Origin of the sequence: Zunongwangia atlantica 22II14-10F7, assembly GCF_002094855.1 — a bacterium.
Lineage (GTDB): Bacteria > Bacteroidota > Bacteroidia > Flavobacteriales > Flavobacteriaceae > Zunongwangia > Zunongwangia atlantica.
Genome location: NZ_ARYN01000014.1, coordinates 85,069 through 103,951 on the forward strand (window position 1 = coordinate 85,069; position 18,883 = coordinate 103,951).

At 36.2% G+C, this 18,883-nt stretch carries 11 protein-coding genes and 1 tRNA gene; 9 read left to right on the top strand and 3 right to left on the bottom strand.

Annotation, left to right across the window (positions count from 1 at the left end; translation table 11 throughout):
- The first annotated feature begins 57 nt into the window (after positions 1-57).
- The 3 genes from dinB to IIF7_RS15140 all read left to right on the top strand — a co-directional run bounded on the left by dinB (position 58) and on the right by IIF7_RS15140 (position 8,584).
- The gene (dinB, locus tag IIF7_RS15130) at positions 58-1,275 is read left to right on the top strand and encodes a DNA polymerase IV (RefSeq protein WP_176218972.1); all 1,218 of its coding nucleotides are present in this window, start codon (positions 58-60) and stop codon (positions 1,273-1,275) included.
- Between the two features lie 45 nt (positions 1,276-1,320).
- Positions 1,321-4,290: a DNA polymerase III subunit alpha gene (locus tag IIF7_RS15135; protein ID WP_084842541.1), complete on the top strand. Its 2,970-nt coding sequence runs from the start codon at positions 1,321-1,323 to the stop codon at positions 4,288-4,290.
- A gap of 226 nt (positions 4,291-4,516) precedes the next feature.
- Complete coding sequence (locus IIF7_RS15140) at positions 4,517-8,584, top strand: T9SS type B sorting domain-containing protein (protein WP_084842542.1); 4,068 nt, start codon at positions 4,517-4,519, stop codon at positions 8,582-8,584.
- Positions 8,585-8,662: 78 nt separating this feature from the next.
- Here the strand turns inward: IIF7_RS15140 and IIF7_RS15145 are convergent.
- Positions 8,663-8,735, bottom strand: a tRNA-Phe gene (locus tag IIF7_RS15145).
- Between the two features lie 105 nt (positions 8,736-8,840).
- Here IIF7_RS15145 and IIF7_RS15150 point away from each other — a divergent pair.
- The 6 genes from IIF7_RS15150 to IIF7_RS15180 all read left to right on the top strand — a co-directional run bounded on the left by IIF7_RS15150 (position 8,841) and on the right by IIF7_RS15180 (position 16,448).
- Positions 8,841-9,575, top strand: a complete 735-nt coding sequence (locus IIF7_RS15150) for a type III pantothenate kinase (RefSeq protein ID WP_084842543.1) — start codon at positions 8,841-8,843, stop codon at positions 9,573-9,575.
- Positions 9,572-10,813 carry a hypothetical protein gene (locus IIF7_RS15155; RefSeq protein ID WP_084842544.1) on the top strand — a complete coding sequence of 414 codons (1,242 nt, stop codon included), beginning with the start codon at positions 9,572-9,574 and terminating at the stop codon, positions 10,811-10,813. The genes IIF7_RS15150 and IIF7_RS15155 overlap by 4 nt, the downstream gene beginning before the upstream one ends.
- A gap of 17 nt (positions 10,814-10,830) precedes the next feature.
- Positions 10,831-12,186: a tetratricopeptide repeat protein gene (locus IIF7_RS15160; protein WP_084842545.1), complete on the top strand. Its 1,356-nt coding sequence runs from the start codon at positions 10,831-10,833 to the stop codon at positions 12,184-12,186.
- A gap of 7 nt (positions 12,187-12,193) precedes the next feature.
- Positions 12,194-12,760 (top strand): LPS export ABC transporter periplasmic protein LptC, encoded by a 567-nt coding sequence (gene lptC / locus IIF7_RS15165; protein WP_084842546.1) that lies wholly within the window; start codon positions 12,194-12,196, stop codon positions 12,758-12,760.
- Positions 12,761-12,953: 193 nt separating this feature from the next.
- Positions 12,954-14,243, top strand: a complete 1,290-nt coding sequence (locus IIF7_RS15175) for a hemolysin family protein (RefSeq protein WP_084842548.1) — start codon at positions 12,954-12,956, stop codon at positions 14,241-14,243.
- A 96-nt stretch (positions 14,244-14,339) separates the two neighbouring features.
- Positions 14,340-16,448 (top strand): peptidylprolyl isomerase, encoded by a 2,109-nt coding sequence (locus IIF7_RS15180; protein ID WP_084842549.1) that lies wholly within the window; start codon positions 14,340-14,342, stop codon positions 16,446-16,448.
- Positions 16,449-16,562: 114 nt separating this feature from the next.
- On the opposite strand, the gene IIF7_RS15185 is transcribed toward IIF7_RS15180, so the two are convergent.
- Positions 16,563-17,486: a GYDIA family GHMP kinase gene (locus IIF7_RS15185; protein WP_084842550.1), complete on the bottom strand. Its 924-nt coding sequence runs from the start codon at positions 17,484-17,486 to the stop codon at positions 16,563-16,565.
- Positions 17,483-18,799, bottom strand: a complete 1,317-nt coding sequence (locus IIF7_RS15190; protein ID WP_084842551.1) for a hydroxymethylglutaryl-CoA reductase, degradative — start codon at positions 18,797-18,799, stop codon at positions 17,483-17,485. The genes IIF7_RS15185 and IIF7_RS15190 overlap by 4 nt, the downstream gene beginning before the upstream one ends.
- Between the last annotated feature and the right edge of the window lie 84 nt (positions 18,800-18,883).

Here is an 18,883-nt window from a genome sequence, read left to right on the forward strand (position 1 = left end):
TATTTATTTTTATAATTTTGGAATAAATCCATTAAATAGGATTAAATCCAAAATTGTATGATTTCGAAGTCTATTTTACATCTCGATCTGGATTCATTTTTTGTTTCAGTAGAACGAAAACATCATTCAGAATTAAATAATAAACCGGTGATCGTTGGCGGGATGGGCGATCGTGGCGTGGTAGCTTCGTGTAGTTATGAAACCAGAAAGTTTGGTGTGCGATCTGGGATGCCAATGAAAATTGCGAGAAGACTTTGTCCGCAGGCAACTTATATAAAAGGTAATGCCGGGATTTACACCAAAGAATCGCATCTGGTAACCGAGATTATTAAAAATCAGGTACCTTTATTTGAGAAAGCGAGTGTAGACGAATTCTATGCAGATCTTACTGGGATGGATCGGTTTTTTGGGATCGAGCGTTTTGCCAAAGAGCTTCGGGAAGGTATTATTAAAGAAAGCGGTTTGCCAATTTCGGTGGGTTTATCACAAAACAAAGTAGTTTCTAAAATTGCGACAGGAGAGGTAAAACCCGATGCGATGAGTGTGATTAGGCTTGGTGAAGAAAAGCAATTTTTGGCGCCGTTAGATGTAAATAAGATTCCTATGATTGGCAATAAAACTTTTCAGTTGCTTATGGGCTTGGGTGTTTATAAAGTGAAAACGCTTCAGGAAATGCCCATTGAAGTTTTAGAAGGAGTTTTAGGTAAAAACGGCCGAACGATCTGGAAACGCGCTAACGGGATAGATAACTCACCTATTATTCCGTTTCATGATCGAAAATCGATTTCTAACGAGCGTACTTTTCATCGTGATACCACAGATATTACGCGCCTGCATGCCACTTTGGTAGCGATGACCGAGAGTTTGGCGTTTCAGTTACGTCGAGGCAATAAACTGGCTTCGAATATTAGCGTGAAACTTCGGTATTCAGATTTTCAAACCAGTACACTTCAGGCCAAAATTCCGTATACCAGCGCCGATCATATTTTAATTCCGAAGGCAGAAGAGCTTTTTAAAAAACTATATAATCGTCGGGTTTTGATTCGGCTCGTTGGCGTAAAACTAAGCGGACTCGTAGGCGGGCATTACCAGATCAATCTATTCGATGATAGTGAAAAGATGCTGAGTTTGTATAATTCTTTAGACCGAATTAAAAATAAATACGGCGAACGTAGTGTGGTTAGAGCGGTAAGCATGGGAGCCAGGACGATTGGACGAATGCGAAATCCTTTTGATGGTGAACCGCCGATTGTGCTTGCGCATCGAAATCAATAATCACGTCTTAAAATATCAAATCTCAATATAGAGGAAAGGGAAATTATGTATTTAAACGCTCATTCTTATTTTTCGTTGAGGTATGGCACTTTTTCTGAAAATGACCTGCTGAAATTAGCAGCATCGAACAACTCAAAGTTTGTAGCGCTTACCGATATTAATAATACTTCGGCTTGTCTAAATTTTTTAAAACAGGCTAAAGATTATCCTTTAAAACCTCTTGTAGGGATCGATTTTCGTAATGGTATAGATCAGCAATATGTGGTGATCGCTAAAGATCGTGACGGATTTAGACAGATGAACGAGCATCTTTCTAAACATCTTCATGCTAAAAAGAATTTTGATGAAAAAGCACCAATATTAGCAAATTGCTATGTGATTTATCCTTTTAAAAAAGTACTGAAAATTAACAAAACTGAATTTAATGAAAATGAGTTCATCGGAGTTTCGGTACGTGATCTCAATAAGTTAAAATTTTCAGGATATAGAAAACTTACTTCAAAATTAGTGGTTTTACAGTCGGTTTCTTTCCGGAGTAAAAAAGATTTTAACGCGCATCGATTATTGCGCGCTATCGATAATAATACATTGCTGAGTAAACTTCCGGCGGAAGAACAGGCAGATCCTGAAGATAAAATGCTTTCCGAAGAAAAATTAATCGATGCTTTTAATGAGTTTCCTGAAATTTTACCGAATACTGAAGCACTAGCTGAAAACTGTAATGTTGAATTTACCTTCAGTAAAAAACAGAACAATAATTTATCGAAAATCGATGGAGAGAAAGCCGATGAGTTTAGACTTAGAAAATTATGTTTCGAAAATATCGAAAAGCGATATCCTGAAGCGACAGAAAAAGTTTATGCGCGGCTGTATAAAGAACTTACCGCAATTATAAAACTGGGTTTTGTTTCTTACTTTTTAATTAATTACGAGATTGTAAAGTATGCCCGCAAAAAAAAATATCCGGTAATTGGGCGGGGGAGTGGCGCAAACTCTATCGTAGCCTATATTATTGGGATTACCAATGTAGATCCCATAGAACTGGATCTTTATTTTGAGCGTTTTATTAACGAAAATCGAAGCTCGCCACCAGATTTTGATATTGATTTTTCCTGGAAAGACCGTGAGGATGTTACCCGTTTTATTTTTGAGAGTTTTGATAATGTAGCCTTGATGGGAACTTATGTGACTTTTAAAAGGCGAGCGGTGATTAGGGAGCTGGGAAAGGTTTTTGGACTTCCCAAAGCCGAGATCGATAAACTTTCTTCAGGAAGATTTCATATTTCCGGTTTAGATAAAATGGAACTTTTAGTGCTGAATTATGGAAATTTGATAGCTGGTTTTCCTAATTATTTAAGTGTGCATTCTGGTGGAATTTTAATTCTGAATGACGATATTTTTAACTATGGAGCGACTTTTTTACCGCCTAAAAATTTCCAGACGATCCAGATCGATATGAATATTGCTGAAGAAGTTGGAATTCATAAATTCGATATCCTGGCGCAGCGCGGCCTGTCTAAAATCACCGATACTTTAGAGCTAATTCAGCAAAATCAGCCTGAAGCTTTTGTTGAAGATATTGATGATATTCCAAAATTTAAAAGTGATCCCAAGATTAACGATTTGCTTAAGATTGGGGATTGTATGGGTGTTTTTTATGTGGAATCTCCTGCTATGCGTGGTTTGTTAACTAAGCTGCAAACCGATAACTATATGAATCTTGTGGCGGCAAGCTCGATCATACGCCCGGGAATTTCTAGCGGCGGTATGAAGGAGGAATACATTAAAAGACATCGTGATCCTAAACGGCTAAAATTGGGGCATCCTGTGATGTTGAAAATTATGAAAGATACCTACGGAATTATGGTCTATCAGGAAGATGTGATGAAGGTAGCGCACCATTTTGCCGGGCTTAGCTTTGATGATGCTGATGTTTTGAGGCGTGGGATGAGTGGTAAGAAAACTTCAAAAGGGCAAATGGAGAAAATTGAAGCGCAATTCCGCAGTAATTGTAAAGAAAGGGGCTATACGCAGCAGATTACCGATGAAGTTTGGGAGCAGATTTCATCATTTGCCGGTTATGCTTTTCCGAAAGGTCATTCGGCTTCTTATGCCGTAGAAAGTTACCAGAGTTTATATTTAAAAAAATACTTTCCGTTAGAATTTATGGTGGCGGTGCTAAATAATGGTGGCGGATTTTATTCGGTTGAAACCTATGTTCAGGAAATAAAAAATTGTGGTGGCAATGTCCTGGCGCCTTGTATTAATAATAGTGATCATCCCAATACGATCTTTGGTAAAGATATTTACCTGGGTTTTGGATATATCAAGGAATTGGAAACAAAAACGGTGCAGCAAATTCTGGAAAACCGACAGTTTTTCGGCGTTTATAAGGGTCTGGACGATTTTATCGATCGAGTAGAAATTTCGATAGAGCAACTTCGAATCTTATTAAAAATAGGAGCTTTTCGATTTACAGGAAAGGATAAGCAACAGCTGCTTTGGGAAGCTTATTTTAGGAAGATAAAATCAAAAAAGAAAAACAATCAGCCAGGGCTTTTTAAGATAGAGCATAAGGAATATACTTTGCCTAAATTTCAATATTCTAGTTTGATAGATGCGTACGACCAAATGGAACTTTTAGGCTTTCCTTTGTGTAGTTATTTTGATTTGTTGCAGGAGCCAGTATATAACTCGGTATATGTAAAGCAGTTTAAAGATTTTGTTGGGCAGAAAATAAGTATTTACGGGAAATTAATTTGTACTAAAAAAACAACAACCTCTATGGGGAAGGAAATGTGTTTTGCTACATTTTATGATGTAAACTATGATATTTTCGATACTGTACAGTTTCCAGATCAAGTGGTTAAGTATCCGCTGTATAACAATGGGGTTTACCTATGTGTAGGAAAGGTAAAAAACGAGTTTGATTATATTTCTATAGAGGCTGAGAGTATAGAATTTCAAAAAATACAGGTAGATCCAAGATTAGTTTCTTCGCAGTTTAGTGCTTAAATCTTTATTGGTGTCGCCAAAGGGTATAATACCTCGAGGTAGTTTGCTTTCGGTAAACTGTAGGTGCTAAAACGTTTGTAAATATCTGAAAATGTTAAAATCAAACCATTCGTCGATTTTTTTTGTTTATAGGCGAAAATTTATATTTTATTTGCCGCAACCAATACAACCTTAACCTTTTACGAATCTAATCTTATAATAAACTATTCCCTAACTAATAGTTGTTATGAAGTTGATAAAATATGTGTTCCTGCTAATTTTTGCAGGGGGTTACGGGCAGGCTATTACCGTTGATGATGCAGGAGTTCCAAAAGAGGAGTTGGTTGCCGGTCTATTAGATAACTCTTGTGTACAGATTACTAATATATCACAGTCTGATAAAGAGGCTGTTGCATATTTTAGTAATAATTCTGGTGATTTTCCTATTTCTGAAGGGGTGCTTATTCGCTCTGGAAAAGCTAAACTTACAGAGGGAACCTATTCTGGAAGAGATTTAAGTACAGAGATTAACACCAACGGAGATCCAGATCTTCAGGCAATTAATAATACATCTGGGCAAAGTACTCAGATATCAGATGTTGCTTTCCTTGAATTCGAATTTATACCACTTTCTGAAAACTTTAGTTTCGACTTTATTTTTGCAAGTAACGAATATGGCCAATGGCAATGTGCTAGTAGTGATGTTTTCGCTTTTATTTTAACCGAGGTAGAGACGGGAGAAGCACGTAACATAGCTGTTTTGCCAGGAACTGAAGAGCCTGTTTCGGTAAGAACAATTAAAGATCGAAGTTTTAATGAGAATTGTGAGAGTGATCATCCAGAGCTTTTTGAAAGTTATCAGGTAGATGCGGCAAACTCGGTTATGAATATGCGGGGGTATACTAAATTGCTTACGGCTTCAGCAACAATAAAAGCAGGTAAAAGGTATAGAATTAAATTGGTAATAGGTGATAGCCATGATTCTAATTACGATAGTGCGATATTTATTGCTGGTGGTAGTTTTAGAACAGATTTAGATTTGGGAGCAGATCGTATGCTTTGCGAAGGTACTTTTACTCGGTTAAATACTGGTTTGGAAGAACCAATTTATCAACATAAATGGTTTAAAGATGGTGTTGAAATTCTAAATGAAACCAATCATTATTTAGATGTAAATCAACCAGGCGACTATTCAGTAAAAGTAACTAAAAGTGATTCTGCTTGCGATATAAGTGATCAAATTAGAGTAGAAAATCTTACCTATAATGAACTTCCAGATCTAATAGTTTGTGATAATGGAGCTGCAGAGCAGGTTTTTGATCTAACCAATAATGCTTACGAAAGATTAGGTTTAAGTTCAGAGCAATATGATTTAGTTTATTTTAAAGGAGGAACGGGGGCTTCTAATCAAATAAATCCTGCAAATCTTGCCTCTTTTACAAGTAAACCTGGTGAGACCATTTATGTAAAATTAAAAAGCAAGGAAACTGGAGAATTTTGCAATGCAGTCGCATCTTTTAATTTAGAGGTAAATGAATCTATTCAGCTTGAGGTTCCAGATGAGATCGTTGCATGTAAGCCGCAGGGGAGTAATTTGGTTAATCTTTCAGAAATTAGCGATATTGTAAATAGTCAGTTATTTCAGGATTCTTACGTTTTCGAATTATATCGAACTGCCGGCAATGCAGATCAGGGTGTTAATCCTATAGAAGATATTTCTAATTTTCAGTTCTCAGGGGATGCTTCAGCCTTTCAGGTTTTTGGTAAGGTTCAGGATACTTTAGTGAGTGGTTGCTATAATATTTTTACGCTTAACGTAAGTTTAAATGATCTGCCACCTGTTACCAAGTTACAGGATGTGGTAACTTGTGATACTTATGTTTTGCCAGCAATAATCCATGGAAATTACTTTACTCGTCCAGAAGGAGAGGGGAGAATGCTTCAGGCTGGAGAGCTAATTGAAAACTCTGGAACATATTATATTTATAATACGGCTGCTTCAGGGTGTTCTAATCAATCTAGTTTTAAAGTAGAATTAATTAAGGATTATACACTTAACTCATATTATTGTGAGCAATTTGTGGTTCCTGTTCCGCCTGCCGGAGCTTTTTATACAGCTCCTGGAGGTCCTAATGGGGATGGACAGGAAGTTGCTGCGGGAACTGTATTTACTTCAGATTTTAATATTTATTACTACGGGGAAATGGAGGATGGTTCTTTGTGTAAGGAAGAACAATTTGATGTAGCAATCTATCCTTTGCCTGAAATTGATATGCCAGAAGATGTAGTGGTTTGTAATGGTTTTATCCTTCCTCAGCTTGCTAGCGGAGAATACTATACGAACCCAAATGGTGGTGGGCAGCGATTAAATCCAGGAGTGCGAATAACATCTTCTATGACATTGTTCGTTTATAATGATGATGGTAGATGTAATAATGAAGCTGAATTTAAGATAAAGATTATTCCAAATTTTGAGGATGTTGTGGCTTGCGGAAGTTATACTTTGCCTGAACTGGAAATTGGTAATTATCTAACTGAAGAAGGAAAAGTGCTTCAGCCAGGTGCTATAATTACTGAAAGTGCTGAGATTTTCTATACTGCTGAAACTACAGATGGTTCAGATTGTGCAAATGAGATACGATTTTTTATAAATGTAACACCAATTCCTGAAGTAAGTAGATTAGAAGACGTTGTGGTATGTGTAGAAGATGGCTTTGTGCTTCCGGAAATCGAAAATGGAGAATATTTTACAGAAGCTGAAAGACAGGGAGAGCAATTATTGCCAGGTGCAAGAATTGTAGAAAGTCAAAAAATCTTTATCAATAATAGCGAAAATCAGTGCTATAACGAAACAAGTTTTAATGTAGAGGTAAGAGATCTTGCTCCTGTAGAAAATTTTGTAGATGTATATTCATGTTTTGGATACGAATTGCCAGAGCTTCAGTTTGGTAAATATTATACTCAGCCAAATGCACAGGGAGAAGAGTTGGCAGCGGGAACATATATCGAAAAGACAGGTCGAATTTATATTTATAATGAATGGGAAGATTTAGGTGGTTGTGCCAACGAGAAGTTTTTCACTATTTATATTGAAGGAGTTAGGGTAGATCGTCCAGAAGCAGTTAATGTGTGTGATGAATATATACTGCCTCGGCTTAATGAGGGTGAATATTTTACAGAATCTGGAGGGAAAGGTCAAAAAGTTGAGCCTGGTACAAGTATTAGAAGTAATACACAGTTGTTTATTTATAAGAAAGCTGGAGTTCGATTTACATGTGAAGATGAATATGTCTTTGATATTAAAGTTTCAAAAACACCTAATGTTTCAGAGATTCCAGATATCGAGGTTTGTGGTAGTTATCATGTACCTAATATTATGTCTCCTAGTGGGATCATGCCGGTAGATTATCAGATGTTTTATACTACAGATCTTGAAGATGATCGCGCAATTTTAAGTCCGGATAATGTAATAACAGAACCCGGAACATATACGATGTATTTAAAAGCGCAATCTTTAACCAATAATTCGTGTTATAAATATAGTGCTTTTAATGTTACGGTATACCCATTGCAGGAGCTTGAAATTGAAGAAGAAGCCCTGTGTGTAAATACAGCGAATGGTGAAGTTGAAACTGGAGCATATTTTTATACTGGGCTAGATCCAAGGACTTTTGCTGTAGAATGGTATTATCAGGGCAGTTTGGTACATACCGGGGTAGAGTTCGAAGCGATGTTGCCGGGAGAATATGTGGTAAAAACAACAAAGTTAGATCGTTCTATCGAAACTGGTTGTAGTTATAAAGAGACATCTGTGTTTGTAAAAGAATCTGCTAAACCTGAAGTTTCGGTAACTGTAACAGAACCTTTTCAGGATATCGCTGTGGTGAATATCGATGTGGTAGAAGGAAGGGGAGATTATTTATATAGTCTTGATGGAAGTGAGTTTCAAACAGAAAATGAATTTTATGATGTGGCTTCAGGAACTCATATTGTAGAAGTGAAAGGAGTACTTGGGTATTGTGGGGTTACCATAGAAATTGTTGAGGTGCTTAAACACCCTAAATTTTTTACGCCTAATAGCGATGGTTATAATGATACCTGGAATATTACTGAGCTGGAATCTCATCCAGAAGCTGAAATTCATATCTACGATCGCTATGGTGCTTATATTACAAAAATAAAGCCTGCTGAAGGTGGTTGGGATGGTTCTAAAGGTGGGGCTTCAATGCCTTCAAACGATTATTGGTTTGAAGTAGATTTTGAACAGGAAGGAATTGCTAAAACCTATCGATCTCATTTTTCTCTGAAACGATAAAAATTAACTGTACCTATGATTTAAAGTTGATTTTGTTTAAAAGAAAAGCCCGCTAAAATTAGCGGGCTTTTTTAAAGGTGGTGCCTCCAGGAATCGAACCAGGGACACAAGGATTTTCAGTCCTTTGCTCTACCAACTGAGCTAAGGCACCAGTTGCTTTTTGAAAGCGGTTGCAAATATAAATTCAATTTTAGGAACTCACAAGGCTTTTTTGAAAAAAATGCTTTTGTACCTTAGCATTTTTTAAAATCGAGCTATGAATCTTGTTGTTGATTTAGGGAATACATTTGCGAAAATCGCTGTTTTTCAAAATTATAGGCTTTTGGAAGTGTTTAAAGTTTTGAAGTCAGAAAAAAATAAAAAAATTGAAAAAATTTTTCATGAATACACAGAAATTGAGTTTGCGATACTTTCAAGTGTTTTAAAAGATGATAATTCAATAAAAAAAATACTTCAAAAACATACAATCTTATATTATTTAGATCATAGCACAAAGCTGCCTTTCAAGAATAAATATAGTTCACCTCAAACTTTGGGGAAAGATCGAATCGCCCTTGCGGCTGCGGCAGTTCACGCCTATCCAAATACAAATTGCCTGGTAATCGATGCGGGAACTTGTATTACTTACGATGTAGTAAACGATAAGAATGAGTATCTGGGGGGCGGAATTTCTCCCGGTTTACAAATGAGATTTAATGCAGTACATAAGTTTACTGAAAAATTACCGTTAATAAAAACAGATAGTAACCATCTAAAATTGATAGGAGACACTACAGAAGAAAGTTTGAAAAGTGGTATTTATTTTGGTTTTGCTGCTGAAATTGATGGGATGATTAGCAGCTATAAAGCAGAATTTGAAGATTTAACAGTTATTTTGACGGGCGGCGATCTTCTATTTTTGTCAAAGCGACTAAAAAATAGCATATTTGCGAACTCAAATTTTCTTTTAGAAGGTTTAAACTACATTTTAGAATATAACAAAATTCAATGATTAGACGATTTATAGTAATCGTAGCCTTATTTTCTGCATTTTGGGCCAAGGCTCAGGAAAATACTTCTTCCCCGTATTCGTATTACGGAGTTGGGATTACCAATTTTAAAGGAACTGTGGAAAACAGGGCGATGGGAGGTCTTAGTACATTTTCGGATAGTATTCACATGAATCTTACTAATCCTGCTGGATTTGGTAAGCTTGCCAGAACAACCTATACCGCTGCTGCTAGTGTAGAATCTACGCAGCAGGAAACTTCAGAGGCTAGTGATAGAACCAGCAATGTTTCTCTAGATTATTTAGGATTAGGGGTGCCTGTTGGGCGCTTTGGCTTTGGTGCAGGTTTAATTCCGTATTCTTCAGTAGGATATCGTATAATTGATGTTGAAGAGGATGGAGCCAGTAGATTGCAAGGTCGTGGAGGAATGAATAAAGTTTTTCTTTCTGCTGCTTATGCAATAAGTAGAGATCTAAGTATTGGTGTGAATGCAGATTATAATTTTGGAAATATTCAGCATAGAAGAACGGTTTTAAGAGATGGAATCCAGTATGGTACCAGAGATATAGATCGATCTGATATATCAGGATTTAATTTCAATTTTGGTTTAGACTATCAAACAAAACTGAAAAATGGATTAAAATTACACGCTTCTGCGGTGTATACTCCTGAAGCTGATATCACAACTGAAAGCTATCGTGAACTTTCAAATGTGCTTTTTACAGCAAATGGGGAAGATGTTTATAATGTAAGAAATTTTGATATAGAATCTCAGGATATTACATTGCCATCAAAAACTACATTTGGCTTGGGGCTTGGTAGACCAAATAAATGGTTTGTTGGTGCAGAATATTCTGCATTTGGAAGTATCCCAGAAATTTCAGTTTTTAGTACTCCTGTTAATGATGCGGAATATAATGATGGAAGCGCATATCGATTAGGAGGTTATATTGTGCCAGAGTATAGTTCACTTACAAGTTACTTTAAACGCGTCGTTTATCGCTTTGGAGGGCGTTTTGAGGAAACAGGTTTGCAGCTTAATGGAGAATCGATAGATGAGTTTGGCATATCTTTTGGATTTGGATTACCGATTGGAGGAGATTTCTCTAATCTTAATTTGGGTCTGGAGTATGGACAGCGCGGTACAACAAGCTCAGGTTTAATACAGGAGAATTTTTTTAAATTATCAATTGGTTTATCTTTGAATGACCAATGGTTTGTAAAGAGAAAGTTTAATTAACCATAATAAACAACAAGATGAAAGCGAGATTTATAGTTTTATTATCGGCGGTAATGCTAGGTTCTGGGGCATTTGCTCAGGATTGTCAGACTACTGCAGCTTTGGCTTACGATGATGCTAAGGCGAAGAATTATGATGCGGCATACGAGCCGTTAATGAAAGTGAAAGATGAATGCCCAGATTACAGTTTGGCTACTTTCCAGTATTTGGCAATGGCACTTAACTACAAAATTGGTAAGGCCACTGGTGATGAAAAAACAAAATATATCAATGAATTAATTGATGTATACAAAGGAAGATTAGAACACTATCCTGAGAAAACTAAAAAAGGTGATATCTACGGAGATATCGCATTATTAAAGTTTACTCATAAAATTGGATCTACAGAAGATAGATTTAATGCTTTCGATAAAGCATATACTGAAGATAAAGAAAACTTTACCAGTCCAAAAGGTTTATATGCTTATTTTGATTTAATGGTAAATATGCAAGATGCCGGTGAGCGTGAGCTACAGGATGTTTTTGATATCTACGATAGAGTAATGGCGAAAATTGAAGAAGAGGAAATCAATGAAGCAGATCGTCTTCAGCCATTAATTGAAAAGCAAGATGCTGGTGAAGATTTAACTTCTAAAGAGCAAAGAGCAGCACAAATTGCTGAGCAAAGATTAACTAATTTTAATGCAGTTAAGAATGCCTTAAATGCAAAATTAGGTGCTCGTGCAGATTGTGATAACTTAGTGCCACTTTACGAGAAAGATTTTGAAGCTAAAAAAGAAGACGTTTCTTGGTTAAGAAATGCGAATGCTCGTCTTTCAGCTAAAGATTGTGAGGATCCATTGTTCTTCAAGATTTCTGAAGCACTTCACCAATTAGAGCCTTCTGCTGCTTCTGCCTATTCATTAGGGCAGTTAGCTGAAGCTGATGGTGATAGAGCGAAAGCTTTAGAGTATTATAACGAAGCTGCAGATTTAGAAGATGATGCTGCAAATAAAGCTAAGATTTACTATAGAATTGCTCAGAACTATAAGTCTTCTGGAAGTTTTTCTCAAGCTAGAAACTTCTACAAGAAAGCAATTCAGGCTAAGCCTTCTTATGGTAGAGCTTATTTAAATATCGCAGATATGTATGCAGATAGTGCTAACAACTGTGGTGAAACAAGTTTCGAAAAAAGAGCGGTTTACTGGTTAGCTGCAGAGTATGTAGCAAAAGCTGGTAGAGTAGATCCTTCACTTTCAAACCATGCGAATGCAACAGTTGCGGCTTACAATGGTCGTGCCCCACAAAAAGCTGATGTATTCCAGGAAGGGAAAAAATCTGGAGATGCTATTCAGATTGGTTGTTGGATTGGGGAAACTGTACGTATCCCGTAATTAGAATATGAAAATCACATATCGTGAAATAATAAAAGGCATTGTCACGCTTATTGGCGTGACAATGCTTTTTTCATGTGAGGGTAATTTAAATGAAGTAAGAGCACTTCAAAATCCTGCAGATGCTCCAGCAGGAACAGCTAATGGTATTCTTATGAAGTATACCGACTCTGGGCGGGTAGTTGCTACGCTAAAGAGCCCAAAAATGTTTGATTTCGAGAATAAAGATTTTCCGTATAGAGAATTTCCAGAGGGTGTTTATATCGAGTTCTTTGGTAAGGATAATGAAAAAAGTACTGTAACTGCAGATTATGGTATTGTTTATAGTGGTACAGGTCTAGTAGACCTTCGTGGTAACGTGGTTATTTTTACTGCAGATAGTACGCTTTTGGAAGGTGAACAGCTTTATTGGGATCAAAATCAAAGTTGGGTGTTTACCGATCGTGAAAATCAAATTAAATTTCCCGATGGCTCTTTTAATGAAGGAATGGGTTTTGATTCCAATCAAAATTTCGATAAATTCAACTTTAGAACCAATAGTGGGATTCAAAACATAGACGAGTCAGAAAAATGACAAAATATTTTAGGTATTTCGAGTATGCGTATTTAATAATTGGAGGTTTCTTTATTTTCGAAACTTTTGCCATTTGGGATACCGAGCGCAGTAGAGCGTACATTTTTATATTTCTTGCTGCAATGGCAATATTCATGTTTTTCTTCAAAAGAAATTTCCGTAGAAAGCTAGAAAAAAGACAAAAAGATAAATAATGAGTGCAGAAGTCATCATCATTATTTTTTCATTATTACTTTCCGCATTTTTTTCGGGTATGGAGATCGCTTACGTATCTTCAAACAAAATTTATATTGAAATAGAGAAACTTCAGAATGATTTTTTAGCTAAAGTTTTAAAACGACTTACTAAAAAACCTTCTAAGTTTATTGCAGCCATGCTTGTAGGTAATAATATTGCCCTTGTTGTTTATGGTTTTTATATGGGCGATTTAATTATGGCCTGGTTAGGCGAAATTCAGCCTTTAAACAATGCAATTTTAAATTATCTGGTAACAGATTTAAGTCTGTTTACCCAAACTGTATTATCTACACTGCTTATTTTAGTAACTGCTGAATTTCTTCCGAAGGTATTCTTTCAGATTTATGCGAATACGATGCTGAAGTTTTTTGCGGTACCAGCTTATCTTTTTTATCTGTTGTTCAGCTTTATTTCATCATTTGTAATATGGATTTCAGATATGATCCTGAAACGTTTTTTTAAAACCGATGGTGATGAAGTCCAACTTGCGTTCAGTAAAATAGAGCTAGGGAATTTTATTAGCGAACAAATGGAAACAGTAGAGGAAGAGGATGAAGTAGATTCTGAAATCCAGATTTTTCAAAATGCACTGCAGTTTTCAGATATCAAAGCACGTGAAGTTATGATTCCGCGTACCGAGATTATTGCGGTAAATCAAGATGAAGCACCAGGTGATTTGGTGAAAACCTTTACCGAAACTGGTCTTTCAAAAATTTTAATCTATAACGATACCATAGACGATATTATAGGTTATGTGCATTCATTTGAATTATTTAAAAAACCTGCATCTATTAAGTCTATCTTGCTACCTGTGATTTTTGTTCCAGAAACCATGTGGGTAAAAGATGTGCTTAATGTTTTAATTAAAAAACGTAAAAGTATAGCAGTTGTTATCGATGAATACGGTGGTACCAGTGGGATGATGACGATTGAGGATATCGTTGAAGAATTATTTGGAGAGATAGAAGATGAACATGATTCGCCAATCCTGGTAGACGAAAAAATTAGTGACGAGCATTTTAAATTCTCGGCAAGAGTAGAAGTAGATTATATTAACGAAACCTATCGTTTAAATATCCCTACGGGCGAAAATTATGAAACTTTAGGTGGGTTTATCGTAAATCATACAGAGGAAATTCCTCAGCAAAACGAGGTGGTTCGAATCGATGAATTCGAATTTACGATCCTCGACGTTTCTAATACAAAAATCGATCTTGTAGAGCTTAAAATCAAGCCTGAAGATTAAAGCGTTAAAAAGTTAAGATTTTGCTAATTATAAGTTTTATAATTAGCCTAAAAACACTATTTTCGCCCACTATATTTTGATAAATTATATCTAAAAATGGCAGTATTAAATAAAATCAGACAACGTTCTGTTTTCTTAATTTTAATTATTGCATTGGCATTATTTGCATTTGTTCTGGCCGATGTGATTAGAAGTGGTGGCTTTAGCGGTAAAGATAACTCTATTGCTACTGTAAATGGAGAGGAAATTAGCCGGGAAGAATTTGCCCGTCAGGTAGAGGCTTTTCAGCAAAATATGCGGGGAAGTATCACTACTACCCAAGCTGTAAATCGTGTTTGGGAACAGCAATTAAACCAAATTATTGTTGAAGAGCAGGTAGAAGCACTAGGGATTAGAGCAGAGCAGGCGCAGGTAAGACAAATGATGAGAGCTCAAATGTCTCAAAATCCTCAATTCACCAACGAAGCTGGAATGTTCGATGAGAATCGAGTAAAAGAATATGTGGCTAGTTTAAAACAAACTTCACCACAAATGTATCAGCAATGGTTAAGCTACGAAGAAGGTCTTTCAGAATCTGCTGCACAAAATATTTATGCGAATATGATTCGTACAGGTGTAGGTGCAACTTTAACTGAAGGAAAACAGGCATACCATTTGCAAAACAACACTATGGATCTTCGTTATGTTCAGGTTCCTTTTTCTTCAATTTCAGATGATGAAGTTGAAGTTTCTAAGGCTGAAATTAAAGAATATGTAGATAGCCATAAAGCAAAGTTCGAAACTGAAGCCGCTCGTAATATTCAATATGTTATTTTTAGTGAAGAGCCATCTCCAGAAGATAAAGAAGAAGCTAAAGCATCTTTAACTGGTTTGTTAGAAGATAGAGTTGAATATAACTCTGTTTCTAAAACTAATGATACCATAGCTGGATTTAAAACAACTTCAGACGATCAGGAATTTGTTAATTCTAATTCAGATTTAACTCAGCCAGTAACTTTCAAATTCAAAAATCAGCTTCCAAAAGAATTTGCTGATGACTTGTTCAATCTTGAAGAAGGAGAAGTTTATGGTCCTTATGAAGAAAATGGATACTGGAAGTTAAGCAAGTTGGTAGAGACTAAGCAAATCCCAGATTCGATAAAAGCAAGCCATATTTTATTAGGATATCAAGGCGCTCAGGCTGGTGGAAGCCGTACTGAAGCTGCTGCAAAACAATTAGCAGATAGTTTAGCTGGAGTTGTAAAGGCAAATAAATCTAAGATTGGAGAATTAGCAACTGAATTTTCAGATGATCCTTCGGCTGCACAAAACTCTGGTGATCTTGGTTATTTTAGGCCTGGTATGATGGTGCCAACTTTCGACGATTTTGTTCTAAATAATAATGAAGGAACTGTAGGTGTTGTAAAAACAGATTTTGGTTACCACGTTATTTATATTGAAGAGCAAACAGATAGAGAGAAAGCTGTAAAGATTGCTACTGTAGCAAGAGAAGTAGAAGCTACTGAAGGTACAAGAAATAAGCTTTTTAATGATGTAACTAAATTCGAGATCGCTGCAAGTGAGGGTGACTTTACTGAAGAAGCTAAAACTGCAGATTATAGAATTCGTACTGTTCGTGACGTAAAAGCTTTAGACGAAAATATCCCAGGAGTAGGACAGCAGCGTCGTGTAGTACAATGGGCTTTTGAAGAAGAAGCTAAAGTAGGCGATGTTAAACGTTTCGAAATTCCAACAGGATACATCGTAGCTCAAATTACCGCTAAAAAGAAAAAAGGATTAATGAGTCCAGAAGATGCTTCTTCTGAAGTTATTCCAATTCTTACAAAGCAGAAGAAAGCTGAAATGATCAAAGAAAAGATTTCTGGAACTACTGTAGATCAGGTTGCAGAAAATCAAAATAAAATTGTTCAAACTGCAAATGCTGTAAACTTAAGTTCTCCAACACTTGCAGGTGCAGGTAGTGAGCCAGAAGTTGTAGGTGCTGTTTATGCTTTAGAGGTTGGTGAAACAAGTAAGCCAATCGTAGGGGATAAAGGTGTTTATGTTGTAGAATTGGTAAGTAAGAGTGAAGCTCCAGAGCTAGATTCTTATAAGCCATTCGCACAACAGGAAACTAGTAGTCGTCGCCAAATGGCGAACGCTAGAGCTTTTGAAGCTTTAAAAGCTAAAGCTGAGATTGAAGATAATAGAGCTAAATTCTATTAGGATTTATATTCAAATAATAAAAAAAAGCCACTCGATCGAGTGGCTTTTTTTATTTCTGCAAATCTCCAGTAGTCGATTTTATATAATTTTCGATACTTTTTTTAGAAGTAAAATTTATAAGATCATTTTTGAATATGGGATCACCACTTCAAAGCCTTTAGTCTTAAAATATACCGTGGGATCATTTTTACTCGTGGCCATTACAAAATCGCCGCCCCATGCACCAAGACTTTTAATACTTCCTTCAAAATCTGCGAAAACTCTAGTTTTAACCTTAGGCAGCTGTACTGCTTTAGCAATTAAATTCTCATGAATATTTAAAAGTAACTCAAATTCAGCCAGATTTTCGCATTTAATGAGTTGCTGAGTGATATTCGATACTTTTTCAATTAAAACTTCACGATGTGCGTCTTCCTGCTTTCTATAGTGCGCTATGCCTTCTCTGCTGTTTTGTTTCTGGTTTAGATATACAAAGTATATGTTATCTGAAAATACCGGGTTAAAAGGCGATTTTAGCGAAATTTGGGTATCTTTTTTTCGCTCGTATGTAATTGCACCGTCTGCTTTGGCACAGGCAATGTCATAACCACTTCCTCCAAAAGTTTTATTCAGTAAAACATAAGGATCTATAGACAGCCATTGGGAAATATTATTAATTAAGGTTGACGAGGTTCCCAATCCCCATTCGCGCTTAAATTCTAATTCGGTTTCAATAATGTAACCTTTTTCGAAAAGATTTAAACCAGATAGTTCTTCTGCTTCTGTTAAAATCTGAATGCAACGTTGGGATATTTCAGTGGTTTTTTCTGAAATGTTTTCTTCTGAAGTTGATTTTATTCCGAAGGAATCTTTCCTAAACTCATCCTGAAACCAAATCTCACCGTTTTCATCTTTACTGATCCATTTTATTAATCCCGAAGAATTTTCTTCAACATTTAAAAACTGACCTTTTTTCGTAGGAAGGCATAAAGCTTGTGCGCCATCTAAAACTGCATATTCTGCAGTGATTAAAAGTTTTCCGTGGCTATAAAATCTCATCCTCTAAGTTTTTCAAGTTGCACAGCAACATCGCTATGAGAAACCACATTGGTTTTATAATATTCGATTAGTTTTTCTTTTTCTTCCAAAGTGGCGTTATGCTGATTAAGAATATTCATTAAATGCATTTTCATGTGGCCTTTTTGGATGCCGGTAGTGATTAGCGATTTTACAGCTGCAAAGTTCTGAGCCAATCCTGCTACGGCAACTATTTCCATCAATTTTCTGGCATTAGGTTTTCCAAGCATTTCCATAGCAAGTTTTACTAGTGGATGAAGACTGGTTAAACCGCCAACAGTTCCTAAAGCCAAAGGAACTTCAATCCAAAATTTAAAGATTCCGTCTTCAACTTTTGCATGGGTTAGACTGGAGTACTGGCCATCTTTGGCGGCATAGGCATGAACGCCAGCTTCAATGGCTCTAAAATCGTTTCCGGTAGCTAGTACAACCGCATCGATACCATTCATAATACCTTTATTGTGGGTAACGGCACGGTAAGGTTCTGTTTCAGCAATTTTTACTGCTCTTAAAAATTTTTCAGCAAAATGTTCTCCGGTAAAATTCGCATCATCAGATAATTCATCTAGCGAGCAGGAAACTTCAGCACGCACAATACATTCAGGAACATAATTAGAAAGAATACTCATCACAATTTCGATATTGCGCTCTTCATCATTAAAATCTTCCCAGATGGCGGCTTCTTTTTCAAGAATTTCAGCAAATTTTTCAAGGCAACTATTAATAAAATTAGCGCCCATGCTGTCTACAGTTTCAAAATTACAGTGCAGCTGATAATAATTTTCAACTTCTGTGGTGCGCTCTCTTAGTTCGATGCTTTTAATTCCGCCACCGCGTTGCTCCATATTTTTAGTGATAGGTGCAGCAGCTTCTCTAAGTTTAGGCTCTAATTCGTTAAAAAACAGCTCTAATTTTTCTTCGCTTCCCTGGTAAATAAAATGTACTTGCCCAACTTTTATGGTGTCTATCACTTCAGTTTTAAATCCGCCTCGGCTTCCCCAAAACTTAGCGGCTTTGCTGGCCGCAGCAATAACCGAACTTTCTTCGATTGCCATAGGAATTGCAAAAAGCTCGTTGTTAATTAAAAAGTTAGGAGCAATTCCAAAAGGTAAATAATAATTAGAGATCGTATTTTCGGTAAACTCGTCGTGAAGTTGTTGTAAATTTTCCTCTTTATTCCAATACTGTTTTAAAACTTCTTCAGCTTTAGGATCGGCATTCAGATAGGTTTTAGTTAACCAGTTAATCTTTTCTTCTTTCGTTAGCTTCGAAAAGCCAGAAATTGGTTCCTTCATGAAATTTTGTAATAGTTTCAATGCAAAGATACAATTGTTATTTAGTTGCTCGTAAGACATAAATTTAATCCCGTGTTAGGGGAT